General features: G+C 51.5%; 20 protein-coding genes. 8 read left to right on the plus strand and 12 right to left on the minus strand.

The features are described from left to right. Positions 1-2,016 carry a PAS domain-containing sensor histidine kinase gene (locus ACKWCC_RS04140; protein WP_413994643.1) on the minus strand — a complete coding sequence of 672 codons (2,016 nt, stop codon included), beginning with the start codon at positions 2,014-2,016 and terminating at the stop codon, positions 1-3. Positions 2,017-2,913: 897 nt separating this feature from the next. Between ACKWCC_RS04140 and ACKWCC_RS04145 the strand changes: the two genes are divergently transcribed. Continuing rightward, positions 2,914-3,378: an ankyrin repeat domain-containing protein gene (locus ACKWCC_RS04145; RefSeq protein WP_413994644.1), complete on the plus strand. Its 465-nt coding sequence runs from the start codon at positions 2,914-2,916 to the stop codon at positions 3,376-3,378. Between the two features lie 17 nt (positions 3,379-3,395). Continuing rightward, positions 3,396-4,172, plus strand: a complete 777-nt coding sequence (locus ACKWCC_RS04150; RefSeq protein ID WP_413994645.1) for an amidohydrolase — start codon at positions 3,396-3,398, stop codon at positions 4,170-4,172. Between the two features lie 80 nt (positions 4,173-4,252). Here the strand turns inward: ACKWCC_RS04150 and ACKWCC_RS04155 are convergent, their stop codons facing one another. Together ACKWCC_RS04155 and ACKWCC_RS04160 are read right to left on the minus strand one after the other, a co-directional pair. Further along, a complete protein-coding gene (locus tag ACKWCC_RS04155) occupies positions 4,253-5,875 on the minus strand; it encodes an Ig-like domain-containing domain (RefSeq protein WP_413994646.1) in 1,623 nt (540 codons plus the stop codon). Positions 5,876-5,922: 47 nt separating this feature from the next. Further along, complete coding sequence (locus ACKWCC_RS04160; protein WP_413994647.1) at positions 5,923-6,498, minus strand: ComF family protein; 576 nt, start codon at positions 6,496-6,498, stop codon at positions 5,923-5,925. Between the two features lie 171 nt (positions 6,499-6,669). On the opposite strand from ACKWCC_RS04160, the gene ACKWCC_RS04165 reads away from it, so the two are divergent. Next, the gene (locus ACKWCC_RS04165; RefSeq protein ID WP_413994648.1) at positions 6,670-7,566 is read left to right on the plus strand and encodes a hypothetical protein; all 897 of its coding nucleotides are present in this window, start codon (positions 6,670-6,672) and stop codon (positions 7,564-7,566) included. A 37-nt stretch (positions 7,567-7,603) separates the two neighbouring features. Then, the gene (locus ACKWCC_RS04170; protein ID WP_413994649.1) at positions 7,604-9,145 is read left to right on the plus strand and encodes a glycine--tRNA ligase; all 1,542 of its coding nucleotides are present in this window, start codon (positions 7,604-7,606) and stop codon (positions 9,143-9,145) included. A 207-nt stretch (positions 9,146-9,352) separates the two neighbouring features. On the opposite strand, the gene ACKWCC_RS04175 is transcribed toward ACKWCC_RS04170, so the two are convergent. Continuing rightward, entirely contained in the window at positions 9,353-9,826 is a 474-nt protein-coding gene (locus tag ACKWCC_RS04175; protein ID WP_413994650.1) for a glutathione peroxidase, read from the minus strand. A 551-nt stretch (positions 9,827-10,377) separates the two neighbouring features. Here ACKWCC_RS04175 and katG point away from each other — a divergent pair. After that, the gene (katG, locus tag ACKWCC_RS04180; RefSeq protein WP_413994651.1) at positions 10,378-12,630 is read left to right on the plus strand and encodes a catalase/peroxidase HPI; all 2,253 of its coding nucleotides are present in this window, start codon (positions 10,378-10,380) and stop codon (positions 12,628-12,630) included. 182 nt (positions 12,631-12,812) lie between these two features. Here katG and ACKWCC_RS04185 read toward each other — a convergent pair whose 3' ends face one another. Further along, positions 12,813-13,625, minus strand: a complete 813-nt coding sequence (locus ACKWCC_RS04185) for a phytanoyl-CoA dioxygenase family protein (protein ID WP_413994652.1) — start codon at positions 13,623-13,625, stop codon at positions 12,813-12,815. Positions 13,626-13,754: 129 nt separating this feature from the next. On the opposite strand from ACKWCC_RS04185, the gene ACKWCC_RS04190 reads away from it, so the two are divergent. Next, on the plus strand, positions 13,755-14,612 hold the full coding sequence (locus ACKWCC_RS04190; RefSeq protein ID WP_413994653.1) for a helix-turn-helix domain-containing protein: 858 nt from the start codon (positions 13,755-13,757) through the stop codon (positions 14,610-14,612). A 112-nt stretch (positions 14,613-14,724) separates the two neighbouring features. Here the strand turns inward: ACKWCC_RS04190 and ACKWCC_RS04195 are convergent, their stop codons facing one another. From ACKWCC_RS04195 to ACKWCC_RS04205, 3 genes are read right to left on the minus strand one after another with little or no spacing between them, the layout of a single operon-like run. Continuing rightward, entirely contained in the window at positions 14,725-16,887 is a 2,163-nt protein-coding gene (locus ACKWCC_RS04195) for a glycoside hydrolase family 97 protein (protein ID WP_413994654.1), read from the minus strand. A 15-nt stretch (positions 16,888-16,902) separates the two neighbouring features. Next, positions 16,903-18,390, minus strand: a complete 1,488-nt coding sequence (locus ACKWCC_RS04200) for a vanadium-dependent haloperoxidase (protein WP_413994655.1) — start codon at positions 18,388-18,390, stop codon at positions 16,903-16,905. Between the two features lie 43 nt (positions 18,391-18,433). Then, positions 18,434-20,506, minus strand: a complete 2,073-nt coding sequence (locus ACKWCC_RS04205) for a TonB-dependent receptor family protein (RefSeq protein WP_413994656.1) — start codon at positions 20,504-20,506, stop codon at positions 18,434-18,436. 52 nt (positions 20,507-20,558) lie between these two features. Between ACKWCC_RS04205 and ACKWCC_RS04210 the strand changes: the two genes are divergently transcribed. Together ACKWCC_RS04210 and ACKWCC_RS04215 are read left to right on the plus strand one after the other, a co-directional pair. Then, on the plus strand, positions 20,559-21,323 hold the full coding sequence (locus ACKWCC_RS04210; protein WP_413994657.1) for an exodeoxyribonuclease III: 765 nt from the start codon (positions 20,559-20,561) through the stop codon (positions 21,321-21,323). A gap of 45 nt (positions 21,324-21,368) precedes the next feature. After that, a complete protein-coding gene (locus ACKWCC_RS04215) occupies positions 21,369-22,409 on the plus strand; it encodes an aldo/keto reductase (protein ID WP_413994658.1) in 1,041 nt (346 codons plus the stop codon). Positions 22,410-22,527: 118 nt separating this feature from the next. Here ACKWCC_RS04215 and radA read toward each other — a convergent pair whose 3' ends face one another. The 4 genes from radA to panD all read right to left on the minus strand — a co-directional run bounded on the left by radA (position 22,528) and on the right by panD (position 26,606). Beyond that, positions 22,528-23,889 carry a DNA repair protein RadA gene (gene radA, locus ACKWCC_RS04220; RefSeq protein WP_413994659.1) on the minus strand — a complete coding sequence of 454 codons (1,362 nt, stop codon included), beginning with the start codon at positions 23,887-23,889 and terminating at the stop codon, positions 22,528-22,530. A gap of 187 nt (positions 23,890-24,076) precedes the next feature. Continuing rightward, the gene (locus tag ACKWCC_RS04225; protein ID WP_413994660.1) at positions 24,077-25,219 is read right to left on the minus strand and encodes an alpha/beta hydrolase; all 1,143 of its coding nucleotides are present in this window, start codon (positions 25,217-25,219) and stop codon (positions 24,077-24,079) included. A 27-nt stretch (positions 25,220-25,246) separates the two neighbouring features. After that, positions 25,247-26,212, minus strand: a complete 966-nt coding sequence (locus ACKWCC_RS04230) for a lysylphosphatidylglycerol synthase transmembrane domain-containing protein (protein WP_413994782.1) — start codon at positions 26,210-26,212, stop codon at positions 25,247-25,249. 43 nt (positions 26,213-26,255) lie between these two features. Then, positions 26,256-26,606 (minus strand): aspartate 1-decarboxylase, encoded by a 351-nt coding sequence (panD, locus tag ACKWCC_RS04235; protein WP_413994661.1) that lies wholly within the window; start codon positions 26,604-26,606, stop codon positions 26,256-26,258. Positions 26,607-26,619 lie beyond the last annotated feature (13 nt).

Raw genomic sequence — 26,619 nt, forward strand, 5'->3', positions numbered from 1 at the left:
TTAAAGTGCTTTTTTCAAGGTTATGGTAAAGGTGCTTCCCACATTGGGTGCGCTCTCCACGTTTATGGAACCCTGCATGGCCTCTACCTGGTTTTTGGTTATGAACAAGCCAATTCCCTTGGCGTCCTTGTTCTTGTGAAAGGTCTTGTACATTTTAAACAGGTGTTTTCCATGACGCTCCAAATCAATGCCCAGGCCGTTGTCCTCAAAGGAAATATGGACCAAGTCCCGCACCGTCCGGGCGCTTACCCATACTTTGGGCCTTCGTTGTGGTGCCTGGTATTTAATGGCGTTGGTAAAAAGGTTGAGCAAAATGCTTTCCAGGTAGGCCGGCACTGCCCTTACACTGATCTCCGGGGACACCTCCAAGAGGGTCTCCACACGGTTCTCAATGATGATGCTGCCAATACTGTCCTGTATCCTTTTTAAGGTGGCCAGCAGCGGAACGTTTTCCATTTCATCTGCCACCTTGGTCTTCACCTTTACCACTTCATTAAGGTGGTGCACGGTTTCCGTAAGGCTCTCCGTGGCGTTCTGCAACAGTTGCAACAGTTGTATTTTTTCCTGTTCATCTTCCTCTTCCACCAGAAACTTATGGAGCATGGAAAGATTGCTGGTATGGGACCTTAGGTTATGGGAAACAATGTGGGCAAAGTTCAATAAGCTCTCGTTCTGGTGTTTGGAGACTTCCAGTAGGTCGTTCAGTTGGTTTTCTGCCAAGATTCTGGGCGTAAGGTCTAAAATCTGGACAATGAAATGGGATAGGTTTCCCTGTGCGTTCCTCACCACCGTTACCGTTACAATGGCGTGTACCGTACCCCCATTTTTATGAACATATCTCTTTTCTATTTGGTAGTTTTCCAAAGCGCCCGCAATGGCGCCGTCTATGGTCTTTTGGGTAAGTTGCAGATCATCCTGGTAGGTGGTTTCATCTATGTGCATGGTTAAGAGCTCCTCTTCTGAATATCCCAAGATATGGCAAAGGCTGGCATTCACTTTCAACCATTTTTTGTCCGGGCCCACGATCGCCATTCCTATCACAGCGTTTTTAAAGCTCTCGAAAAAGGTTTCTTGGCTCTGTTGCAGTTTTTGGCGTGTGGTGCGGATGTCTGTAATGTCCCAAGTGGCCCCTATCATTTTGGTGGCGTAGCCAAGGTCATCATAAAGGGTTTTGCCCTTTGTTTTCAAGGTTCTGATTTTTTTGTCGGGCAAGGCCACCCTGAATTCCGAACTAAAGTCGCTTTTGTCTTTCAGTGCTTTTTTAAACCTCTGTTCGTTCACTTTTCTGTCTTCCGCAAAAACGTGTTTCCCCCAAACATCATTGAGCCCAGGGATTTTGTTTTTTCCTCCGGATAGCGCTGGCATATTGCGGACCCAAACCAGTTTTTGGGTTTTTACATCAAGTTCCCAAATACCTATGTTGGCAGCTTTGGTCGCGGTTTGTATGCGTTGGGCGATGTGTTGGCGCTCCAGCTCATCTTTCTTTTTGGCATTGATGTCCTGAAAAGTTCCAAAGATCCGAACACATTTGTCTTGGTGCATTTCTGCCTCTCCCTTGGCCCGTACCCAAACCTCCCTTCCCTTGGCGGTAATGATGATCAGCTCCTGGTCCCAAGGCGTCCCTTTTGCTATGGCCGCCCCCACCAGTTCCCTTATTTTTTCCCGGTGTTGCCCTTCCTTGTAAAAATTAATGCCCTCCTCCAGATTGGGTCTGTAGCGCTCGGGCACTTCGTGTATTTTTTTGGTCATGGGGCTCCAATACACCTCATTTTTGGCAAGGTCCAATTCCCAGCCCCCTGTGCGGGACACCCGTTCCGCTGCCAGGAGCAACTCTTTGTCCCGTTTCAGTGCGGTTACGTCTTCCAGGCAAAGCATGGCGCCCACCTCATTTTCAAGGCCTTTTTGCCAAGGACGCACCCACCATTTCCACCACTTTAGGGTGCCGTCCGGACCGGGGCATTTAACCTCTTTGGCTTCTTTTTCTTCGCCCCGTAAGGCCGCTGTAATGTCGTTCATTAAGGCTTTGGGAGCCTGCGGATAAAGATCATGGAGGGTAAGCACCCCTTTTTTTTTGGTTTTAAATGACGCGGGCAAAGGCCAATTTTTGGAGTGTTCAAGGACATGCCCGTTTGAATTGATCAGGGTAAGCGGCTGTGGCCAATCTTGCACAAAACGATATAAGTTGGTGGCTTTCAATCACATTTCGTTGATATAGCAAAGGTACAGTTTTCCATTTTAGTAGGAATTTTTATGTTAAAAAATAATGGAAACCATACAAAAGAAGGGACGGTGGGGCAGCATACGTGCGGAATTCCACGCGATTTTGAACTTTTATGCCTCATTTTGCTTCAGAATCGTTGGTTTTTTGGGTGTCCCTATTTGTTCTTGGCCTGTTCTCGCTGTTTTTGCTGCATGCGCACCACAAATAGGACGATTAAAAGGGAACAACGCCCGCGGGTAGAGCATCCTTGACCTTGCCCCACTTTGGGCGAAATGCAATCCCATCCTTTTTGATGTTATCTCCTTGATGATGTGTTTTCATCTAGCGGTTTGTGGCCCTGGCCTGAGGCGGAACCGAGGGTGGCCCCGTTGTTTTGCGGGAAGAGGTCTTACCGCCCCGGGTGCATTGGAATACCACTTTCCAAACTTGCGTGCAGGGTCAACTAGGGCGTGGCCCCCACTTACCAGTGCACATGGTTTGTGGTTGTTTTTACACCTTGTTGTTTTTGGGGGGCTACCGGTCTTTTTTAGATCTTCGCGCGGGGTTGGCACCATGAAGCTTTTTATTTGTGGGCAGGGCGGTGTATCTTAGCCCAAGCAAAGGTCAAGAGAGCTTTGCGGTGCGTGAAGCGGCCGTGAATACCATGGCACCAGCAACTCTTGGATGGCTTTCTTTTAATTTAAAACAACGATATGACAACCTTTTTTGATGCCATAAGGCAAGGCATGGCCGATTTGGTACAAACCCACCTGGAAGGCGATCACGCTTTATTGCAGGCCAAGGACCAAAGGGGCTCCACTCCCTTGTTGTTGGCCACGTATTATGGCCAAGAGAAAATAGTTGGGCTGTTGCTTCACAAAGGGGCCGCGGTAAATGAGCGTGACGCTTCCGGAAACACCGCCTTGATGGGTGTCTGTTTCAAGGGTTTTGCCCATTTGGCCACCTTGCTCCTGGAGCACGGTGCAGACCCCAACCTTAAAAATGCCATGGGCGGCACTGCCTTGATCTACGCGGCCACGTTTGGCCACGAGGAGATGGTTGCGACGCTGCTCTCCCACGGCGCCGATCGTTCAGTGAAGGACGCCAGGGGGCAAACCGCACTTGATCATGCCTTGGCCCAAGGTTTTACCAAGATCGCCAGTTTGCTCAAGGCCTAAACCATAAAACAAGATTCATGGAACACCGTTTACAAGTAGCTTTGGTGCAGACCCCCCTGCACTGGGAAGCCCCTGGGGAGAATAGAAGAATGCTGGCCCGGAAACTCAAAGAATTGGCTAGCGGTGTGGATCTGGTGGTCTTGCCCGAAATGTTCACCACCGGATTCACCATGTTCCCTGAAAACGTTCCCGGCAGTGAAGGGGCGGCCACCTTAGCCTGGATGCGCCACTGGGCCAATGAAAAGCATGTGGCCCTTTTGGGGAGCATCATCTACCAAGAGGGGCATACCTACTTCAACAGGCTCTTTTTTGTGGAGCCCAATGGCAAACAGTACCAGTATGACAAGCGACATACATTTACCTTGGCGGGGGAGCACAAAAAGTATGAACGCGGCACGGAGCGCATCACCATAACCTATAAAGGTTTCGTCATTTGTCCGCTCATTTGCTATGACCTCAGGTTCCCCGTTTGGAGCAGGAACACGGAGCACTATGACGTTCTAGTTTACGTGGCCAATTGGCCAAAACCGAGGATCAATGCCTGGGATGCCCTTTTAAAGGCCCGGGCCATTGAGAACATGGCCTATGCCATTGGTGTGAACCGGACGGGGGAAGATGGCAACGGACATGCCTATCCGGGCCACTCCGCGGCCTATGATGTGCTGGGGAAGGAGTTGGTCTTTTCCCGGAAGGAGGAAATCCTGTACACGTCTTTATCCTTGAAAAAGGTGCAGGAACACAGGAAAAAACTGGGTTTCTTGGAAGATAGGGACAGTTTTACACTAGGGGGATAACCTTTCTTTGGCACGATGGGCATCTGCCAAACCGTTAAGTATAACAGGTTTTGGAACCGTTTTTCGCCTTTGGCCCGTGTTCAATCCAATATGGTAAAGGTCTCAATGACCTCCCAATTGGCCCGGATCTCCAAGGGTGTTGGGTAGTAGGCAATGCGTTCGGGCTGTCTTTTCTCCAATAAGCTTCCCGTGTCCCATTTTCCGTTTTCGTTCTCATCAAAAATGACACGTACTAAGTAATTGGCCGGCTTAATGGCATTGAACTCAAAGGTGGTTGGTTCGGTGGCGTATTGCTCCCGCTGGGTTTCACCTTTGTCATTGGTGAGCTGCACCAACACCGGATAGGTTAATGAGGCCCCGGCGAGATTAATGCTCAGATTGCCGTAATCTGCCAGGCTTTTTGTGTTGAAAGCGTAGTTCAAGGTGTCATTGGCAGTGCCAAAGAAGTCGGTTACGGCCCCTGGCAAGAGGGCCAAGCCATAAGCGGTTTCCGGCTCTTTTTCAAAATTTAGGCTTATGGTGTTCTTTGCGCTGTCCAGCAGCACCTTAAACGATATGGGAATTGAATCTTGCTTTTGCATGCTTACCTTGGTGGTGTCCAACATCTTGATCGGTGTGTTCGCGCTAAGCGTAACGGGGGTGCCAAAATCCAGTTCCCCCCGTTGGTTTATGGACAGGGTGAGTGAATCTGCCTCCACCTTGCGGGCAATGACGTTAAAGGTGTCCTTGACCATCAAGGCCTCGTGGGTCACTTCAAAGACAATGGAATCCATTTCAAAGGGCGTGAACCAGAAGTTCAGGGTGTCCTTGTCGTTCTCTTTCAGTACGGTGGTGCGCACGCTGTCCGGCAACGGGGTCAAGGGTTTTATGTGCATGCCGCTGCCATCGCCATAATATCCAAAACTAATCTTGTTCCGTGCCACCATACTGGGAACAATGACCGAATAGTCGGGGACTTCCTTGAAGAGGTTCAATAGGTATATGGAGTCTGTTGGGAGGGTTATGGTGTCCTGTAAAAAACCAATTTTGTCCGTTTTTTGATCAAAAATATTGTCCTTGGAAGCGTCCTTGAGTCCAAAGATGGCATAGTTTCCCTCTTTTAAATTCTTCAGTTCAAACACAATGGCACTGTCCAGGGTGTTGGTCAGGTAGGTGGGCGGTCTTTTGTACACCGTGGAGTCGTTGTAGGTACTGTCTATCTTGTAGAGCATGACACTGATAAAGTCATCGGGCTCCTTGTTAAAGGCATCCTTTACCACGCCCCTGAGCACCAGGGAATCCAAATAATCGCCGGTGGAAAACACATAGTTGAGGAAGGCATTGGCATTGCCCTCATTGTTGTCCACGATGCTCTGACCAAAATTAAAGGTGTAGGTGGTGTTTTCCAGCAGGGTGTCCTTCAGGATGATTTCTATGAACTTGTTGGCGCCCCCTTGGGGGGTTATTTCCGGAAGGTATTTCAACGGGGGGGAAATGATGAGCTGCTCCTGTACATCTTTCAACTGTATGAGTTCGTCAAAGTACAAGCGTATTTTTTTGGTGTTGAAATTGATGCTCATGTTCGGTGGGTCTGCCCTGAGCAATACCGGTGCGGTCTCATCCTTGGGCCCCCCAGTGGGCGCCCCTCTTCTGGCGCATTGGTAAGAGGCCATTACAATGAGGGCCACAAAGGCAAAGGCCAATATTTTTCTGAGTACCTGCATAGATTCAAAACACAAAGTAACGACATATTTTTAGAAGAAACCGGTCTTTAGGGCACTACGGCCATACTGGCCACATAGAGCGTTAGGCCCTCTATGTCCTTGAAGGTGTTGGCGCAGATTTCAATGGTGGCCCCGGTGGTAATCACATCGTCCACCAATAAAATGGTTTTGCCCCGAAGGGCCTGGGTATCGGTAAGTTCGTAGAGCGATCGGTTGTCCAGCCAACGCGCCAAGCGTCCCCTTTTGGTCTGTGTCCTGGTGTTGGCCGTTTTGATCAACAGGTCTTCCCTGCAGTGGCAATTGAGGTGTTGGGCCAAGGTACTGGCAAAGAGACTGCACTGGTTGTAGCCCCTTTTGGCCAACTTTTTCCTGTGCAGGGGCACGGGGATCACCATATCCACATGGTGCAAATAACCATTGTCCTTTATGGTCTGTCCGTACCAGTGCCCCAAAAAGGCCCCCACTTGTTCTTGGCCCTTGTACTTTAGATGGTGTATAAGGCTCTTGGTAATGCCAAAATCTGTGAAAAAAAGGAAGGAAGATGCTTTTTTTATGTTAATACGGCCGTAAAAAATACGGTCTACCGGGTTTTCGTCGTTAAAGGTATATTCGGTGAGCGGCATCTGATGTCGACAAACGGTGCACAGCATTTGCTCTCCTCTGATTAAACGCGCATTACATCCAAAACATGCCAATGGCAATAGGACGGTGTTTATATCGTTTAGTATATTTGAAAGCTTGGTGAGCATCGTTTTCCAGTACCCAAATTTAACCTACTAAGGCCTTTGTTTTAGATGGAGAGTCAAGATAAGAAATTAAATTACAACATTATATTGGCGGCATTGGTGGCCGTTATCCTTGGCATCCTCATTGCCTTCTATTACAGCTATGCCCAATCTGAGAGCCAAATCAACTTTTTGGAACAGGAAAAGGCCATATTGGTCAAGGACCTGACCCTGATGAAGGCCGATGTGGATCGCTTGTCTGCCCTGAACGAGGTGAACGATATTGAGCTGCAAGACGCCAAATACGAAGTGCAACAGTTGTTGGACTCCGTGGGCAAGCTGAATTTTACCGTGGGCCGCCTCAGGGAATTCAAGACCGAGCTCCGAAGGTTGGAGGCCAAGAACGACAGCCTAAAGCTGAAGAACAATTTCTTGCGTTACAACAACATGCTCCTTACGGACAAGTACGAGAAAAGCCAACGCGAAGTGGAGGCCCTGAGGGCAAGCAGCACCTCCTTGGCCGAGGCAGAGGCCCTGCAGCGCCGAAAGATCTTGGAGCTTAACCAACAACTGCGCACCAAGAGCTACCTGAAGCTGGAAAAGCCGGAAGCGGCCACTTACAGGTTAAGGGGGGGCAGGCCCATAGAGACCAACAAGGCCTCTACCATAGAAAGGCTCAGGGGCTGTGTTACCGTATTGGCCAACCCAGAGGAGGCCAACAAGGAAAAAGTGCTCTACCTGCAGTTCCTTGACCCGAACAAACAGGTCATAGAGGACAATGCCAATACCATTACGGTGAACGGCAACGTGTACAGCAAGCGCGTGGAAGTCTTTTTTACCGGTACGGAGATGCCGGTATGTGACTTCATAAGCATTCCGGAAGAATCCCTCGAGGGGGGAGAGTACACCCTGAACGTCTTTGAGGACGAACGTCTTTTGGCCTCTGCCCAATTTCAGCTGAAATAAATCCTTTTTATTTTGGGTATTATTCTATTTTTGCCGCATGGCAAAGCAAGATGACGATTTTAAAAAGGTAATTTCCCACGCAAAGGAATACGGCTATGTGTTCCAATCAAGCGAAATATATGACGGCCTCAGCGCGGTATATGATTACGGCCAGAACGGGGCAGAGCTCAAGAAGAACATCCGGGATTATTGGTGGAAGGCCATGGTGCAGCTCAATGACAATATTGTGGGCATTGATGCGGCCATCTTCATGCACCCCACCACTTGGAAGGCCTCCGGTCACGTGGATGCCTTTAACGATCCGCTCATAGACAACAAGGATTCCAAAAAAAGGTACAGGGCAGACGTGCTGGTGGAAGATTATGTGGGAAAATTGGACGCCAAAATAGAAAAGGAGGTGGCCAAGGCCAAAAAACGCTTTGGGGACGCCTTTGACAAGGAGCAGTTTCTGGCCACCAACCCCAAGGTCGCCGAATACAAGGAACGTGGCGATGCCATTTTAAAACGATTGGGCAAGTCCCTGGAGGCAGAGGACCTGGAAGATGTCAAAGCGCTCATTGAAGAGCTGGACATAGCCTGCCCCATGTCCGGTTCCAAGAATTGGACGGACGTAAAGCAATTTAACCTCATGTTCGGCACCAAATTGGGCGCCAGTACGGAGAACACCACCGATCTTTACCTGAGACCGGAGACCGCCCAGGGCATTTTTGTGAATTTCCTAAATGTGCAGAAGACCGGCAGAATGAAGATCCCCTTTGGCATTGCCCAAACCGGGAAGGCCTTCAGGAACGAGATCGTGGCACGGCAGTTCATTTTTAGGATGCGGGAGTTTGAGCAGATGGAGATGCAGTTCTTTGTACAGCCCGGTACCCAAAAGGAATGGTACGAGGTGTGGAAGGAAAAACGCATGAAATGGCACCTTTCCCTGGGCTTGGGCGCGGACAATTACCGCTTTCACGACCATGAAAAACTGGCCCACTATGCAGATGCGGCCACGGACATAGAGTTCCGCTTTCCCTTTGGCTTCAAGGAATTGGAGGGCATCCATTCCAGAACCGATTTTGATCTGGCCAGCCATGAGGAATTTTCCAACAAGAAGCTCCAGTATTTTGATCCGGTGGAAAACAAGAATTACGTGCCCTACGTCCTGGAGACCTCCATTGGCCTTGACCGCATGTTTTTGGCCGTTTTCTCCAATGCCTTGCGGGAAGAGACCCTGGAGAACGGTACCACAAGAACGGTGCTGAAGCTTCCCGCCGTGCTGGCCCCCGTAAAAGCGGCCATACTCCCCCTGGTGAAGAAAGATGGCCTACCCGAACTGGCGGGCCGTATCTTGGAAGACCTGAAATGGGACTATAACGTGAGCTATGATGAAAAGGACGCCGTGGGCCGTAGGTACCGCCGCCAAGATGCCAATGGCACGCCTTTCTGCATTACCGTGGACCACCAGTCCCTGGAGGATGGCACGGTTACCCTTAGGCATAGGGATTCCATGGAGCAAGAGCGCATTAAAATTGCCGATGTCAACGCCATCATAGGCAAGGAAACCGACATGCGCCAATGGCTAAAACGGATCTAAGCGTTTTCTTGCGCACAAGGTACGTTTTGGGCCTAACCGTTACTTTCGCTGGCGCCACCGGGTTTCCAATGGATCAACAAGCTTGTTCCCCGCGGCACCCAACCACCGATAGGGTTGTTGTGTGTTGGGCGTGGTTCCAAAGAAGCGGGGCCCATCACCAATGTTTTGGCCGGTAGGTTTTTTTTGATCTCGTCTGTACTTTGGTTGTCAGAGCAGTTTCTTCAAAGTGGCCTCCATGGCCTTGGGCTTGGTGGTTGGGGCAAACCGTTTTACGGGCTTACCCTCCTTGTCAATGACAAACTTGGTGAAGTTCCATTTTATACCGCTGCCCAGTAATCCGCCCAAGCGCGATTTTAAAAATTTAAAAATGGGGTGGGCCCCGCTGCCATTGACATCCACCTTGGCGAACATGGGAAAGCTAACCCCGTAGTTGGCCTCGCAAAAACTGGAGATTTCCGCCGCGCTTCCCGGTTCCTGCCCCCCAAATTGATTGCACGGAAAGCCCAACACCACCAAACCGTCTTCCTTGTATTTGGCATAGAGCGCTTCCAAACCTTCATATTGTGGGGTAAGCCCGCATTGGCTGGCCGTGTTCACCACCACCACGGTTTTGCCCTTATAATCGGACATGGATACTTTTTTTCCTTGCAATGTTTCGGCCTCAAGATCATAAAATCCCATAATCATCTTTTTTTAATTCGGTTTTGTTGCCCATAAGGCTTCGTTCCCAATCGTTTGTGCCCGTTTAGCACCTTGGTGGAACCATCTTCCTCTGGGGTCAGGGAATACCCTGTGCCAGACTGTTGCCTACCGGAATTGCAAAGATAGAACACTATCGCCGTGGGGAACATCAACTTAACCCCTAAATGAACAAAAAGGCCATCAAGCCTGGAAACGGCCCCGCGATCCTTAAGCTCCCACGGGCAAAGGGCATCTGATGGTGGGGCTGCTGATGTGTGCAAAACCATATTTTGGCAGCGAAGCGCTCCGCTTATAGGTTTCCTTTCCATCCCGAAAAAGGGAAGGAGGGTTGCCCATAAACTACAGAAGATGTGCGCAACACTCCATACCGCAAGGTACAACAATAGCTGTTGGCGATTGTTGTTAAGAATGAAATAGATAATACTGATGAACAGATAATACAATTGAATAAGAAGGCTTACGATGTATTGATTATTAACCTTAATTTTATGGTGAAAGAACAGCAATATTAACCTAAAAATAAGTACACCATGGATCCCAACAAGAACACCAATGGCACGGATGCCCACGCATGGCAGGCCAATGACAGCTCTGCCAAATGCCCCTTTCTGAACGGGGAAATGAACCAAGCCGCCGGAGGCGGTACCACCAACCGGGATTGGTGGCCCAATGCCCTTAACGTAAGTATCCTTAGGCAACATTCCGAGTTGGCCGACCCCATGGACAAGGATTTTGATTACAAAAAGGCCTTTGAGGCCCTGGATCTGGAGGCGGTTAAAAAGGATTTGACCGAGCTCATGACCGATAGTCAGGATTGGTGGCCCGCAGATTATGGTCACTACGGCCCCCTTTTTATAAGGATGGCGTGGCATGCCGCCGGAACCTACCGAATTTCAGATGGCCGCGGCGGCGGATCAACGGGCTCACAGCGCTTTGCCCCTTTGAACAGCTGGCCGGACAACGCCAACTTGGACAAGGCCCGTCTGCTCTTGTGGCCCATTAAGCGAAAGTACGGCAAAAGCCTGTCCTGGGCCGATCTTTTGATCCTGGCGGGCAACGTGGCGCATGAATCCATGGGACTGCCCATGTACGGGTTTGCCGGTGGCCGGGAAGATATTTGGCAGCCGGAAGAGGATATCTATTGGGGCTCCGAGACCGAGTGGTTGGGCAACAGGGAACGATATGATGAGGACGGGAAATTGGAGCAGCAGATGGGAGCGGCCCATATGGGACTGATCTATGTGAATCCCGAAGGACACAACAGCAACCCCGATCCGGTGGAAGCTGCCCAGTACATCAGGGAAACCTTTGGCCGTATGGCCATGAACGATTACGAGACCGTGGCCTTGATCGCCGGGGGGCACACCTTTGGCAAGACCCACGGCGCGGCAAGCGATGCCGAGAATTTGGAGGCAGAGCCCGCAGGCGCCCCCATTGAGATGCAGGGCCTGGGCTGGAAGAACAACTTTGGCAGTGGAAAGGGCGCAGACACCATTACCAGCGGTTTGGAGGGCGCCTGGACCGATACGCCCACCCAGTGGAGCCACAGCTATTTCAAAAACCTTTTTGAGTACGACTGGGAGCTTACCAAAAGTCCGGCCGGGGCATGGCAGTACAAGCCCAAGGACGGTGCCGGTGCCGGTACGGTCCCCGATGCGCACGATCCCAACAAAAAGCACGATCCCTTTATGTTGGTCACGGACCTTTCCCTGAGAATGGACCCGGCCTACGAGAAAATTTCCAGACATTTTTACGAGAACCCCGAGGAATTCAAGGAGGCCTACCAAAAAGCTTGGTTCAAGCTCACCCATAGGGACATGGGCCCCGTTTCCCGCTATTTGGGGCCAGAAGTGCCCAAGGAAGCGCTCTTGTGGCAAGACCCCATTCCGGCCGTGGACCACGAGCTGGTCAATGACGCCGATGTGGCACAACTAAAAGCCAATATCTTGGCAAGCGGCCTTACCGTCTCGGAACTGGTCTCCACCGCTTGGGCATCTGCGTCCACTTACCGGGATTCGGACAAACGGGGCGGGGCCAACGGTGCCCGTGTACGTTTGGAACCACAGCGGCACTGGGAGGCCAACAACCCCAAACAATTGGCCAAGGTCCTGGACACTTTGGGACGCATACAAAAAGAGTTCAATGATGTGCAAGAGGGCCATAAAAAGGTATCCCTGGCCGATCTCATTGTTCTTGGCGGATGCGCCGCGGTGGAACAGGGGGCCAAAAATGCCGGATACGACCTTACCGTGCCCTTTGCCCCTGGCCGTATGGATGCCAGCGCGGAACAGACCGAAGCCGAGTCCTTTGACGTTCTGGAGCCGCAGGCAGATGGTTTCAGGAACTACAAGAAATCCAACGTGAAGGTAAAATCCGAGGAACTGTTGGTGGACAAAGCACAACTGCTGTCCCTGACCGCACCTGAGATGACGGTGCTGGTGGGCGGTATGCGCGTGCTGGGCGGCAACTATGACAATGGAAAACACGGTGTTTTCACCGATAGGGAAGCGTCCCTTACCAACGATTTCTTTGTGAACTTATTGGATATGGGCATTACCTGGAAACCCGTATCCGAAGATGAGGAAGTGTTTGAAGGGAGCGACCGCAGAACGGGAGAGGCACGTTGGACGGGGACGCGGGCAGATCTTATCTTTGGCTCCAACAGTGAGCTCAGGGCACTGGCCGAAGTCTATGCCTGTGATGATGCCAAGGACAAATTTGTTCACGACTTTGTGGCCGCCTGGAACAAGGTCATGAACCTAGATCGCTTTGATCTAAAGTAGCCGCAGAAAGTATCATCATGAGAAAAGCATCCCGGTTTTGTATCGGGATGCTTTTTTTATTGCTCTTATCTGGAGCCATTTTGATGCTAAGGGCTGATCAAAGCGTATATGGCCTTGTCACTTGCTTCTGGGACCGCACGGGTGCAAATGGACAACACCATCAATGGCACAAATACCCATCTTCAGCTTTGTGGATAAAGCACCGGGTTCAGTGGGGTGTCTATCACCTCTCCCACGGTTGCCCCTGTGCACCATTTTTCCCAGTCCATCTGCTGATTTTCGTTCAAGGGCTTCTGCAGCACCATTTCCTTGTCCATATAGATAATGGTCATGACCTTGCGGGTTTCGTTGGTACTGTTGGCGCCCGCCCTGTGAAAAATCCAACCGGAATGGAAACTTACTTCCCCCAGGTCAAAAGGCGCTATGATGTGGGGAAAGTCCGATACTCTTAATTTTTTCCCCAAAACGGTTTCACTCTCATCCCCAATGGACAGATCCCTGCCTTCCGTGATCCTGTGGCTGCCGGCACTGAATTCCAACGGGCCCATCTCCAAGGGAGTGGCCTGTAGGGGGATCCAAGCGGTAATGGTGTTGTCATTGCCCAGGGGCCAGTAGTATTGATCGGCATGCCATGGGGTAATGCCGCCGCCCGCTTCTTTGAACAGGGCTTGGTCATGATAAAGACGCACCCCGTCCACTTGCATCAGATCGGCCGCAATTTTGGCCAGTCTTTCATGGAACACCAGTTCTTTGATGCCCTCGTCCTCTTGCCAGAGATTTCCCAATTGCACAAAGGCCTTCCCGTAGGTGTCGCGTTCATGCAAGGGCACACTTTCTTTGTTCAGCTCCTCTACCTTCTCGGAGATAAGCTGATTAAAATGGGCAATCGTCTCGCCGTCCAATACCTGTTTCAGTTTAATGAATTTGTTCTTTTCATAGAAATCAATCTGATCTTCGGTCAGGGTATATGGCTTTTGGAGCTTGGTGCTGTTCATCGTACGGATTTTAGGAGTCCAAATTAGAACATGTCTTTTGAGCAAGATTGATGGATTTAATCAAGATATAAACGTATATTGACAAAAAGAGGGCTTTCAGTCAATTAAAAAAGTTAATTTGTAATTATTTTGAAGGCATTTTTAGAAACAATACGGCACCAGAACCCAACGGCTTCCTTTCATTTTTTTGTAAGGGAAGAAAGGCAATTTGATTCGTTCAGGCATTTTCACCCTCAAATGGAACTTACTTACATTGAAAGGGGAAGGGGCATCCGCTACATTGGGGATCACATCCACACCTTTGTTCCCGGTGATCTGGTGCTCATCGGCAAGAACCTGCCGCATGACTACGTGGCCGTGAGCGCTGAGAACAAAGACCTCCCCAAGGCCCATGTTATACAGTTTTCCCAAGAGTTGTTTTCGGCCCTGCCCGAGTACCGGATGCTGCGCTCCCTTTTTGCCGAGGCGCTCTTTGGGCTGTACTTCCATGCGCCCAAGGCGTCCTTGATGCATAAGATAACCTCCCTCTCGCACAAGCCCTCATTGCGCAATCTTATTCTGTTTTTGGAGATTCTGGAAGAACTCAATGCTACCGATAACAGAAGGAAGCTCTCCACCATTACCTTTTCGCAGTCCCATTCCCAACCGTACAAACAGGCCAATATCATTAAGATCACAAAGCTAATTTCCGAACGTTACCAAGAACGCATTACGGTGGGCGAAATGGCACGGGAGGTGCACATGTCCCCTTCTGCTTTCTGCAGATGGTTCAAGCAGGCCACCGGAAGTAGTTTTGTTACCTATCTCAATGCGGTGAGGGTGGAAAAAGCCTGCCAACATTTGCTACAGACACAGGACCACATGAAACAAATAGGGTTTTCCGTGGGTTTTGATTCCATTGCCCATTTCAACAGAACGTTCAAAAAAATCAAGGGACAGACACCCATGTCTTATCGCAACGTCCGTAGGGAACACCTTATCCGGTAAAAAAACGAAACGTGGTTAAGGGGCCTTGGACCATTTCCTGCGCGGGGAAGCGCTGGCGTACGGCATTGCGCCCGGCCGGCCATATTCCATTACAAAACAACGGAAGGGGCCCCTAGGGCGCCAGCAAGCTCAGGGCAAAGCCACCACCGGCGGCCATGTCCACGGAGATGACATCCCCTTTTTTGTAACTTGCCTTGGCAATGACCAATGCCTCGGGATTGGTTTTGTAGTGTGCATCTTCCGCGTCTTGGTAGATGCGGCCCTCATAGGTTTTTCCTTCTTCCAAAAAGTCCAGGACAATGGAGACGCTGCGCTCCTCTTGGTCCGTGATGCCGCCCACAAACCAATTTCCGGTTTCCCGTTCTTCCCGGGCAATGGTTACAAAATCTCCCACTTCCCCGTTCAGCACCAGGCTTTGTTCCCAGTCCACCCCCACATCCCTTATGAACTGCAGTGCCGGATGGCCCTCATAGTGATCCGGCAGATCGGCGGCCATTTGTACGGGACTGTAAATGACCACATACAGGGCCAATTGTTGGGCTAGGGTGGTGTTGATCTGGTTGTTGGGCTTGGTGGGCAAGGACATATCGAACACGCCGGGGGTAAAATCTATGGGCCCGGAGATCATTCGGGTAAAGGCCACAATGGGCAAATGTTCCGGGGGGTTGCCGCCGTCCGTGGCCCAGGCGTTGAATTCTTGGCCACGAAGGCCTTCCCGGGCAATGGCATTGGGATAGGTGCGCCGCAGCCCCGTGCCCTTGATGGGCTCGTGGGCGTTGATGGCCACTTCGTATTTGGCGGCGGTCTCCAAGACCTTGCGGTAGTGGTTCACCATCCACTGTCCGTGGTGGTACTCCCCCTTGGGGATGATCTTGCCCACATACCCCGTTTTTACGGAGTGCATGCCATATTTCTGCATTAGGGCATAGGCGGCTTCCAGCTGTTGCTCGTAGGTGCGGGGCGCAGAACTGGTCTCGTGGTGCATGATCATTTCCACGCCTTTTTCCTTGGCGTAGCGGTTTACCTCCTCTATGTCATAATCGGCATAGGGGGTAACGAAGTCGAATACGCCTTCGCGGTCCTCAAACCCGATCCAGTAATCCCAACCGGTGTTCCATCCTTCCACCAAGACCCCGCCAAATCCATTTTCGGCCGCAAAATCTATGTACCTTTTGGTGTTTTCGGTGGTGGCCCCGTGTGCCGTGCTGGTCTGCTCCTTGCCCAAGGTGGCAAAGGTGTTCATGTCCTGGGTGCCCTCCATGTCCCAGGTGCTAAGGCCCAAGTGCATTTCCCACCAAATGCCCACGTACTTCATGGGCGTGAACCAAGAAACATCGCCCAGTTTGTTGGGTTCGTTCAGGTTTTCGATCAATCGCGATTCTATGAGGTCCCCTGCCCGGTCTGCCATTTGGAGGGTACGCCAAGGTGTTTTGGCGGGCAGGGCTTTTTTTACCTTGTGGCCCAACCGGTCCGAACCCACCAGTTCGCTGCTAAGCGATAGGTTTTCATTGTCCACCTTCAGGGTCATTCCCGCATAATCTGTGAGGTCCGCTTCGTGGAGCACCAAATGAAGTCCATTGTCCCCGCGGAAGGTCACCGGAGTGTTCACTGCATTTTCAGGGATATATGTGGCCGCAAGATCGGGATGGTTTTGTTTGGACAGGGCATCTATTTCAGATACCCGGGTGGTATTGTAGAGGTGCTCGTACAGGTCCCAGTCTCCCGGGATCCACCACGCGGTGTGGTCTCCCGTCAGCTGAAACTGGGTATGCTCGTCCATAATGGTAATACTGTCCCGGCCCTGCTGTTCCAAGAAAACATACCTAAAGGCCACCCCATCGTCATAGGCCTTGAAGTGGACCTCCACTTTGCGCTGTGGGGCCATGGTTTCCTCCAGGGTCACGACCATGCCATTATAATGATTGCGCACGCTGCGCTGTTCTCCCCAGGGCATTTCCCAGGTTTCGTCCAGGCTGTTTTGCACCACCTTCACCATGTCAAGGGCCTTGCCCCAACTGGGTTGGTCTTTAAAATCGAAGCCCATGGTAGAGGGCGCAATCACGGTGTCTTGGTCGCGTACCACGGTGTACATCGGTGTGCCCTCTGCATCAATATGGAAAACGATGTGGTTCTTCCCGTTCGGGGAGCCCACGGTGGCCGAGCTTGCAACGGGTTGGCAACTGTTTAGGCAAAGGCAGCAGTACAAAAGCAGCCCCATGGCCATGGTGGTTGATCTAAAGGGGATCTTTCCCGTTCTTTGGTTGATGGAAGCCATAGAGGTGCCCACGTTTTAGTTTATGTTTGAAGTTGCTGTCAGTTCTTCCCCAACATGCTTTTTGTAAAATTTCCAGACCTCATGCGCCACGTCCCTGCCCAATTGCAGGCCGGCCACATTGTCTGCCTGGATATGGTAACCGCCCAGAACACGGGATATACCGGCCATTTCCGCGGTTTCCGTGAAGGTGGGGAACGTCAGTGTGACCTGGGCACCCAAATGGTCGGGTTCGGTGAGCGCTCCGGCCACCAGGGTCACTTGTTCCCCAAAGTGGTCGCTTCCCGTCCAAAGCTTCAATGCCTCTGCACAGCCAGCGCTCACGGTACTGTGGCCAGAGGTGTAGCTCGGGAACGGCGGGCATAAAAAGATGTCTGGGGAGTAGGGCCGCCACTGTGATCCGTCCATTTGTACCATTCCCTTACCGGGCCCGCCCCATCCGGTAATGGTCTTGCCGCCGTAGTACTCGTGCACCAGGGCATAGGGCCTTGCATAATCATAGTACATCTTGGAGTCCCAAGAGGCTATGAAGGCATCCATGGCCACCACTTGGTTGTAGAAGTACATTTTTACATCCTGGTCCAAGGTGTGCCGGTCCCGGCGGGAAACGTCCTGGGCAAATTTTAGCCAGTGTCCCGCTTGTTGCACTGACTTTGGCCCGTCTCGCATAAATTCCACCAATGCCTTTTCCTCATCGGTCAACTTGCCTTGCATTTCAACCACTTCGGCCACTTCCTGCGCCAATTGTTCCGATCCCACCAAGGGCGGTGGTCCCGGGCGGAACTGATCGGGAGAGGTCAGGGCCATGGGCCTTACCTTGTCCCAAAAGGGCGTTAGGCACTCGGGGGCAAAGGAACCTCCCTCTCCATCTGAAAAGTATTTGGGCTGCCAGCGGTTAATGTCCACATTCTCATCGGCCGTGTTCACTGGCCGGTACCCCACGTAGTTGGCATAGGGTTCCCCGTTCGATCCCGCTTCTTCACCGTATTGGTTGGCGCCATCATTTTTTCGAGCGGCGATCACCGCCTGCGCGGCCAGGTTACCGATGCCCACGGCAGTGTTGGGATCGGTGGAGGTGTCCATGGGATCCAAGCCCAGACTGTCCTCCATAAAACGTTGAAAGAGCGCCTTGTCCGAGTAATAATATTCTTCCATGGTCCTCAGTGCGGCATAGCTAATGGCAATTTCCTTTTGCCTCAGGGTACGCTCGGTTTCGGGCTGTCTGGGCACCTCTTTTAGAAATACGGGAATGGCCTTGTCGTCATACCGCGACCACGCATCAAAGACCGCCGTGAAGATGAGCCCCAAATATCGGGAGGTAATGGTGGGCCTGGGAAAAAAACGTTCCGTGTCCAGGGCGGTGGCCTCCAGGGCCATTTCGCCCCATTGATAGGCCACATTGTTTTTGCCCAGCGGCTCTTTTTCTTGTTCCGCTGTTTTTTTGGTAGGTTCACCACAGCCCAGGAAGAACAGGGCTATGGTAAAGCTGAAAAATAAACGTTTCATATCATTTTTAATAAGGAAATACAGGGTATCCAAAATTATGGAATTATAGTGAATAGGCCATACGTATCCCAGCATAGTAATTTCGGCCATTGCCAGGATAGAAATAGCGTGGCGCACTCCCGCCAAAGCCCACTGCATTGATCAATACCGACTGTGCGTAAAGGGTGTCGAAGATATTGTTCAGTCCTACATTGAGGCCAAGTGAGAGGTGTTTTCCCAATGTGTGCTGCGAGCGCAGCTGTAGGTTCAAAAGATGGAAGGCCTCGCTGTTCAGGGTATTGGCATCGGTAAGGGGAATCTCATCCACAAATTGATGGGTGATCAAGAGCTGCGCCCACTTTTTGTACCGTAGGGTTGCCCCGGAATTGATGCGGTTCTTGGGCACGCCCGTAAGCGGGTTTCCCGAAAAATCATCGTCCTTGTCCTTAAAGTCAATAAAACTATGGTCGTTAAGGGTATAGCTAAAAAAAGGGGAGAGCATGAGCTCATCGTTAAGGCGCAGCTGGTAGGCCAGGTCCAGTTCCAGGCCTTGGTGCCGGGTCTCGCCCGCATTCCTTCCAATGAACTCGTCCTGCCCAATGCGCTCTGCCACCAACAGGTTCTCAATGTGCATGCGGAACAGGGTGGCATGGAGCTGTAGGGTATTGTTGAACCAAGAGAACTGTCCGCCCAGTTCATAGGATAAACCGGTTTCCTGTAAAATATCCGGGTTAAGGGTCCCATCTGGCGTCAGGGTCTCCTCCAGGCTGGGGTTGGAGAAGCCGCGGCCCACTTGGGCATGGAGGGAGCCCTGTTTTAATTGGTACCGTAGGCTTAGGCTGGGCAGGAGCAGACCATTGAAATCGCGTGCCGCGGAGACATTGGCCGCCCCGGTATTGAAAAGGTCCCTGAAATCCCATTGGGTCTTGTTGTAATTGAGCCCCAACTGGGCATTGAGCTTTGGCGCAAGGGCGTACCCCAGCGTGCCAAAAAGGTTAAACTGGTCCCGAAACTCGCGGTTCTGGCCCAAGCGATTTCCCTTTAGGCTACCGTTGCCATTGTTGTTCCTGAAAAGATTCTCAAAAACGCCCCAATGGTACTCGTCCTTGTACAGTTCGCTGCCCAGGGTGTAGGTCCATTTGTTCCGTTCCCCTTCAAACAGGGTGCGGAAGCCAAAACCGTTGGTGTATTCATCCAAAATATTGAAGGGCCGCGGTTCATAATGGTCCAAATAGGTGTAGAACACGCTTGTTTTGTTGCTGAGCCCCGTAGAAAACCTATGGGAGTAGGTAAGTCCGGCCAGGGTATATCTGTTGTCCTCAAATCCTTGGGCCGCCAGCCAATTGCCATCGGCCTGGGTGGGGTCTGTTTGGAAGTCGGTGGCGTTGAGGCTGCTGGGTATTTGGGCATTGTAATCAATGTGGTTGAAAAGAACGTCCAATTTCCCCCTTTTTCCCAACCTCATGGCGGCGGTGAGCAAGAGGCCATCGCGAACAAAGCGGTTGTTTTGCCTATAACCATCGGTCTGTAGATGATTGTAACTCACGCTCAGGTTGAAATCCTTGCCGTAGTGCCTAAAGGACAGGTTGTCCTTGAAAAGATGGTAGGAGCCTACGGATACCTCGTTGGTAAGTTGCGTGGAGCCCACTTCCGGTGCTTTGCTGTTCAAAATGATGGCCCCGCCCAGATTGCTGCCAAAGGATGTGCCCTTGGGTCCCTTTATGACCTCAATGGCGCCTAGGTTTTGTAGGTCATAGGCCTCCAGCTCGGAAGTTCCCGTGCCATTGGTTATGGGAATGTTGTTGAAGTACATGCGCAGTTTGTTGGTGCTGAACGGTGTTCTGGCCCCCACCCCCCTGATGGTGATGCGGTTGGTGTTCAACGCTCCGGAGAGCATGTACACCCCGGAGATCTGGTTTACCGAACTGGCTATGTCCACGGGCCCAAAACGCTCCAGTTGCTCCGTTTGCAGTCGTTGGGACACGGTAATGCCCTTGGCATTTTTTAGAATGCCCCTTTCGGTGAGCACTATTTCATCCAGGTTGGTCACGGAATCACTTACTGTTTCGGGTCTGTTTTGGCCCTGGGCCATATAGGTGAGCAAGAGGAGCAGGATAAGGGAGGAAATGGGCTTCATTGGGCTTTTTTAGGGTGCAAAAATACCTATATTTAGGCCCTAAAACAATGGAATGAAGATAGTGTCCTATAATGTGAACGGCATCCGTGCCGCCATAAAAAAAGGCTTTTTAAGCTGGCTGCGGGCGGTGGGCCCGGATGTGGTCTGCCTGCAGGAAATAAAGGCCATGGAGGGGCAGTTGGACCTTTCCCTTTTCCAAGAGGCCGGGTATGGGCACAATTATTGGTACAGTGCCCAGAAAAAGGGATACAGTGGAGTGGCCCTCCTTTGCAAGAAAAAGCCAGATACCGTGGTGTACGGCACGGGAATGGACTATATGGATGCCGAGGGGAGGAACATCAGGGCAGATTTTGGAGATGTTTCGGTAATGAGCATGTACTTGCCTTCCGGAACCAATTTGGCCCGGCTGGACCTGAAACTGCAGTATATGGCCGATTTCCAGAAATACGCCGATGAACTTCGTAAGACCCATCCCAACCTAATTGTTTTGGGCGATTACAACATTTGCCACCAGGCCAGGGACATCCACGACCCGGTGCGCAACAAGAACGTTTCGGGGTTTTTGCCGGTAGAGCGCCAATGGATGGACCGCTTTTTGGGCAGTGGTTTTGTGGACAGTTTTCGGGAATTTAACCAAGACCCGGACCATTACACCTGGTGGAGCTACCGGGCCAACGCCCGCAACAACAACAAAGGGTGGCGCCTGGACTACGGGATGGTGAACGAGACCCTGAGGGACAGAATTGTGCGATCCGTTATTTTGTCCGAGGCCAAGCACAGCGATCACTGTCCCATTTTGCTGGAGATTGATGGCTGAAGCCGCAGTGCTTTTCGTAATTTTGCCTCATTATTGAGTTATAATATGGTTTACGAAAAACTCCCGCACACGGATATTGAAGTGAGCAAAATTTGTTTGGGCACCATGACCTGGGGCAAACAGAACACCGAAGCGGAAGGTCATGAACAAATGGATCATGCCCTGGAACAGGGCATCAATTTTTTTGACACGGCCGAACTCTACCCCATTCCCGCACATCCGGACCTGCACGCGGTCACGGAAAGCATCATGGGCAATTGGTTCAAAAAAAACCGGAACCGGGACAAGGTGGTACTGGCCAGTAAAATAGTGGGCAAGGCCCCATTCACCAAGTTCATCCGCACCACGGGATTTTCGCGGGAATCCATTGTCAGTGCCGTGGAGGGCAGCTTGCAAAGACTGCAAACAGATTACATAGATCTTTACCAGTTGCACTGGCCGGAACGGAACACCAATTACTTTGGGCAACGGGGCTATGATGCCTCCGTTACCGATCATTGGGAAGACAACATACACCAGGTCCTGGAGACCTTGCGCGACCTGGTGAGACAGGGAAAAATACGCCATGTGGGGCTCAGCAACGAGAACCCCTGGGGCACCATGCGGTTTTTGGAAGAAAGCAAGGTGCACGCTTCACTGCCCAGGATGTTAACGGTACAGAATTCCTATAACCTGCTCAACAGGCTTTTTGAGGTGGGCATGAGCGAGATCTCCATGCGGGAACAAGTGGGGCTCTTGGCCTATTCCCCTTTGGCCTTTGGGGTGCTCAGCGGCAAGTATTTGGGCGGAAGGATGCCAGAGGGTTCCCGTTTGGCCCTTTTTCCGCAGTATGCGCGGTACAGTGGCAAGAGGGCCATGGAGGCCTGCCAGCGCTATTATGAGCTGGCCCGTGCGCACGATCTTTCCCTGCCCCAGATGGCATTGGCCTTTGTAAACTCCAGACCCTTTGTTACCAGTAATATCATCGGGGCCACCAGCATGCGGCAGCTCAAGGAAAATATTGGGAGCATTGATGTGCAGCTGTCCCAAGCAGTATTGAACGAAATAGAGCATATTCACAATGATATTCCCAATCCCGCACCTTAAATGATTGCACTGTTCTCCCTAAGAGTTGGTCTTGGCCAGATTCTCTTGATCGCTGCCGTGATTCTCATTATCCTCTTTGTGGCCCGCGTGATCAGGAGCAAAAAGTAGCGCTGTCCGTTTAACCAAACAAGTGGGAGACAAGGTCCTCTATCTTGGCAATGCGGACAATGCGGATACCGCTATCCTTTAGCCCTATCTTGTTGTTTTTTGAAACGATGATTTCCCCATAACCCAGTTTTTCCGCTTCCAAGATACGCTGATCTACCCGCTGTACGGGCCTGATCTCGCCTGCTAGGCCTACCTCTGCCGCAAAGCAGATGCCTTGCTCCAGGGCAATGTCCTCGTTGCTGGAGAGGATGGCCGCGATCACGGCCAGGTCTATGGCGGGATCGTCCACGGAGATGCCCCCGGTAATGTTCAGGAAGACATCTTTGGCCCCCAGTTTAAAACCCGCCCTTTTTTCCAGTACGGCCAACAACATGTTCAGTCTTTTGGCATTGTAGCCCGTGGCAGAGCGTTGGGGCGTGCCATAGACCGCCGTGCTCACCAAGGCCTGTATTTCCACCAACAGGGGGCGCATGCCCTCGATCGTGGCCGCCACGGCCGTGCCGCTGAGTCCGTCCTTGTTGCCGGAAACCAATATTTCCGAGGGATTGTTCACCTCCCTAAGGCCGCTGCCGTGCATCTCGTAAATGCCCAGTTCTGCCGTGGAGCCAAATCGGTTTTTTAGAGATCGCAGAATGCGGTACACATAATTCCGGTCGCCCTCAAATTGCAACACGGTATCCACCATGTGTTCCAATATCTTGGGTCCCGCAATGGAGCCGTCTTTGGTAATGTGCCCTATGAGGATCACCGGGGTGCCGGTCTCCTTGGCAAATTTGATCAGTTCTGCCGTGCACTCCCTTACCTGGGAGATGCTGCCCGCGGCAGATTCAATATAATCCGTGTGCAGGGTCTGGATGGAGTCGATCACCAAGATGTCCGGGACAATGGCGGCCACCTGTTTAAAGATGTTTTGGGTCTTGGTCTCGGTGAGCACAAAACAGGTGCTGCTGTCGGGGGCAATGCGATCGGCCCGCATCTTGATCTGTTTTTGGGACTCTTCCCCGGAGACATAGAGGGTCTTATAGGGCAGTTTAAGGGCAATTTGCAACAAGAGGGTGCTCTTGCCCACGCCGGGTTCCCCGCCCAACAGCACCAGGGCGCCGGGTACCAGGCCACCGCCCAGAACACGGTTGAACTCTTGGTCATGGGTGTTAAGGCGGGGTTCTTGCTCCGTGCTGATCTCATTGACCAACAAGGGCTTGGCTGCGCGCTTGGCCGTATTGGAGGGTGCCTTCCAAACTGGTTTTTCCTCTTTTTGGAGCACCTCTTCCACCAAGGTGTTCCATTCCTTGCAAGCCGAACACTGGCCCACCCATTTTGCATACTGGGTGCCGCAGTTCTGGCAGAAAAAAGCTGTTTTGGTCTTGGCCATACCTACTGTTTTGAACAGTGGTAAAGGTATGAAGAAGTTGGTTAAGCCATTCTTGTGCGGCAAGACATGGCTGCCCCTTGGGCAGGGCTCCATTTCAGGGGGCGCGCTTGGCCCGGCAAACCCATATGGTCAGGACAAGCCTACAAGGGGGCCTTGCACCATGATCGTTTAGGTGGCCATAACGGTCTTAAAAACCAAAATCGGCCTTGATGGCATCCATCTTTTCCAATGCCATATCCTTGGTAAGGAAGTCTATTTCCTCCATCAAAAAGGCCTTCTCAAAGGTTTTCAGCGCTTTTTTGGGTTCTCCCATCTGCTCGTAGTATTCGGCCTCAAAATAAAAGCCCAGCATGGTTTCGGGATATTCCGCTTTACAAACATCGCTCAGGGGTTTCAAAGACTCAAAATCCTCCTTTTTCAGGGAAGCGGCATAGATGGCCATAATGTCGTTCAGGGCCACTGGTTTGCTGAATCCGAAGAGTTCCTCTATGCCCTTGTACTTGTTCTCCAGATAGTCAAAAACAGGTTCTTCCGAGGTCAATATCTGGGTCTTGTATTCCTCCGGACTGATGGGTTTGAACATGCCAAAAATATTGTCGAACGCCTTTCCAAGACCGTAGGTGGCAATGGATATGTCATCTGCTCCCCCATATTCGGTAAAAGCATAGTGCAGGGTTTCCTTTTCCACTTGCTTCAAGTTGTCGTTCAAGGCCAAGATGGCCGCCCTGTCCTTGTTCTTGTCCGCCTCAACAATGAGGTGGTAAAAGATTTGTTTGTCAAATGCCTGTAGCCTGGTGGGCACGCGGTTCTCCATTTCGGGGGCCAAGCTGGGCGAAATGGCCACGTAGGCGTTAAAAAGGGAACGGTCCTTAAACAGCCAATAGTTCATAAAATTGGCCGTTATGTCATACCCAACGATCATTTTAAAGGGGGCGGTGCTGTAGTTCAGGTCCAGGTACGGGATCATTTCCATCCCCAGAAACTCAAAGAACTTGCTGCCCTTTTCGCTGGGCAGGCCACTCTCCGGGTCAAAGGCACAGTCTTCCAACCTAATGTCGTCCTTGCTTTGGGAAACGCCCACCACAATGCTTTCCGGCATGCCGTGAAACCGACTGTAAAACTTGGAGATGGCCACTGTTTGATCAAACAGGTAATCGGCATCCAGCACCACAATGAGCGGATAGCGTTTATCGGCATCCATTTGGGGGGGAAAGTAATAATGGACATCCCTGCGCTCCTGCAGTTTAAAGGATTCAAAGATTTCCTGTGTCACTTGGGCCTGGGAAAAGGAGACCACGAGCAAAAAGATAGATAGGGCTAAACGCTTCATAAATTAAATGGTAATGGCGGTTGCCCGCTATTTTGTTCGGTTCAATAACGGCAATAGCAGAAAAGATATTGCGCCAAACACCACAACCATGGCCGTTTGGGCGATCCACATGATCCAGCCAAAGGCATCTCCAGAGACCGCGCTGATCCCATAGATGCCCAGTGCGCCGCTCACCACAATGGGGTACACGCCTATGCCGCCATTGGTGGTGGCCATGGCAAAGGCGCCCGCCACAAAGGCCACCATCAGTTGGCCCAAGTCCAAGGGAACGGTCTCGGGAACGGTGTATTTAATGACCCAGAGCATGCCAATGTAACAGGCCCAGATGAACAGGGTATGGAAGACAAAGGACCATTTTCGTTTCATTTTAAAGATGCTGAACACCCCGTCCAGCAGCCCGTTCACAAAAGATTTTATTTTGAGGGCCACCGGATGTGCCGATTTTTTAATGAGCAGCACAAAAATCAAGAGCGCGGCCATGCCCGATCCCAGCAGCACAAAAATGCCGTTCATGTCCCATCCCTTTTCTTGCAGTAGGGCTATGATGACCTCGGTCTGCAAAAAAAGCGTGATGACAATGATGAGCAACAGCATGAGCACGTCAATGACCCTTTCGGTGACAATGGTGCCAAAACCTTTTTCAAAGGGAACGCCCTCATAGGTGGTCAGGGCGGTGGCCCTCAAAATTTCGCCCGTTCTGGGCACGCCCAGGTTGGCCAGGTAAGCCATGAAGATGAGGAGCACATTGTTTGTTAATTTGGGCCTGTGGCCCAAGGGTTCCAAGAGGTAGCTCCATCGAACGGCCCGGGAAATGTGGCCCAGAAGGCCCAATACCAAGGAGAGGGTAACCCACAAAGGATCGGCCTGTTTTATATGGTACACGATCTGTTCCCGGTCTTCCGGTGCCGTGCTTTGGTACCAATAGACCACCAAGAAGACCCCGATCAAGATCGGAACCACGGTTTTAAGGGTTTTTTTCAGGGCGGGCGTCACAATGGTTCTGGGTTGCATGCTCCATGCCGCCCGGGGTTTTGGGTTATTGAAGTAAATTGTTGGCTTCGTTGGGGAAGATCAACCAGGGGTTAAAGGACTTGGCGGCCTCCAGGTCCATTCTGGCGTAGGTGATCAGGATCAGAACATCTCCCACGGCCACTTTACGGGCCGCGGCGCCGTTCAAGGTAATTTCCCCACTGCCCCGGGGTCCCGGGATGGCGTAGGTTTCCAGGCGTTCCCCGTTGTTGTTGTTCACGATCTGCACTTTTTCGCCCTTTATGATGTTGGCGGCATCCATCAAATCCTCGTCAATGGTAATACTGCCAATATAGTTCAGGTCGGCACCGGTCACTTTTACCCGGTGTATCTTGGATTTTACGACTTCGATCTGCATGCGGCAAAATTAG

Origin of the sequence: Maribacter aquimarinus, from assembly GCF_047345505.1 — a bacterium.
Classification (GTDB): domain Bacteria; phylum Bacteroidota; class Bacteroidia; order Flavobacteriales; family Flavobacteriaceae; genus Maribacter.

Coding starts and splice junctions, on each gene's coding strand:
- ACKWCC_RS04140 (WP_413994643.1), bottom strand. CDS start 2,016: ATGAACGACATTACAGCGGCCTTACGGGGCGAAGAAAAAGAAGCCAAA.
- ACKWCC_RS04145 (WP_413994644.1), top strand. CDS start 2,914: ATGACAACCTTTTTTGATGCCATAAGGCAAGGCATGGCCGATTTGGTA.
- ACKWCC_RS04150 (WP_413994645.1), top strand. CDS start 3,396: ATGGAACACCGTTTACAAGTAGCTTTGGTGCAGACCCCCCTGCACTGG.
- ACKWCC_RS04155 (WP_413994646.1), bottom strand. CDS start 5,875: ATGCAGGTACTCAGAAAAATATTGGCCTTTGCCTTTGTGGCCCTCATT.
- ACKWCC_RS04160 (WP_413994647.1), bottom strand. CDS start 6,498: ATGCCGCTCACCGAATATACCTTTAACGACGAAAACCCGGTAGACCGT.
- ACKWCC_RS04165 (WP_413994648.1), top strand. CDS start 6,670: ATGGAGAGTCAAGATAAGAAATTAAATTACAACATTATATTGGCGGCA.
- ACKWCC_RS04170 (WP_413994649.1), top strand. CDS start 7,604: ATGGCAAAGCAAGATGACGATTTTAAAAAGGTAATTTCCCACGCAAAG.
- ACKWCC_RS04175 (WP_413994650.1), bottom strand. CDS start 9,826: ATGGGATTTTATGATCTTGAGGCCGAAACATTGCAAGGAAAAAAAGTA.
- katG (WP_413994651.1), top strand. CDS start 10,378: ATGGATCCCAACAAGAACACCAATGGCACGGATGCCCACGCATGGCAG.
- ACKWCC_RS04185 (WP_413994652.1), bottom strand. CDS start 13,625: ATGAACAGCACCAAGCTCCAAAAGCCATATACCCTGACCGAAGATCAG.
- ACKWCC_RS04195 (WP_413994654.1), bottom strand. CDS start 16,887: ATGGCTTCCATCAACCAAAGAACGGGAAAGATCCCCTTTAGATCAACC.
- ACKWCC_RS04200 (WP_413994655.1), bottom strand. CDS start 18,390: ATGAAACGTTTATTTTTCAGCTTTACCATAGCCCTGTTCTTCCTGGGC.
- ACKWCC_RS04205 (WP_413994656.1), bottom strand. CDS start 20,506: ATGAAGCCCATTTCCTCCCTTATCCTGCTCCTCTTGCTCACCTATATG.
- ACKWCC_RS04210 (WP_413994657.1), top strand. CDS start 20,559: ATGAAGATAGTGTCCTATAATGTGAACGGCATCCGTGCCGCCATAAAA.
- ACKWCC_RS04215 (WP_413994658.1), top strand. CDS start 21,369: ATGGTTTACGAAAAACTCCCGCACACGGATATTGAAGTGAGCAAAATT.
- radA (WP_413994659.1), bottom strand. CDS start 23,889: ATGGCCAAGACCAAAACAGCTTTTTTCTGCCAGAACTGCGGCACCCAG.
- ACKWCC_RS04225 (WP_413994660.1), bottom strand. CDS start 25,219: ATGAAGCGTTTAGCCCTATCTATCTTTTTGCTCGTGGTCTCCTTTTCC.
- panD (WP_413994661.1), bottom strand. CDS start 26,606: ATGCAGATCGAAGTCGTAAAATCCAAGATACACCGGGTAAAAGTGACC.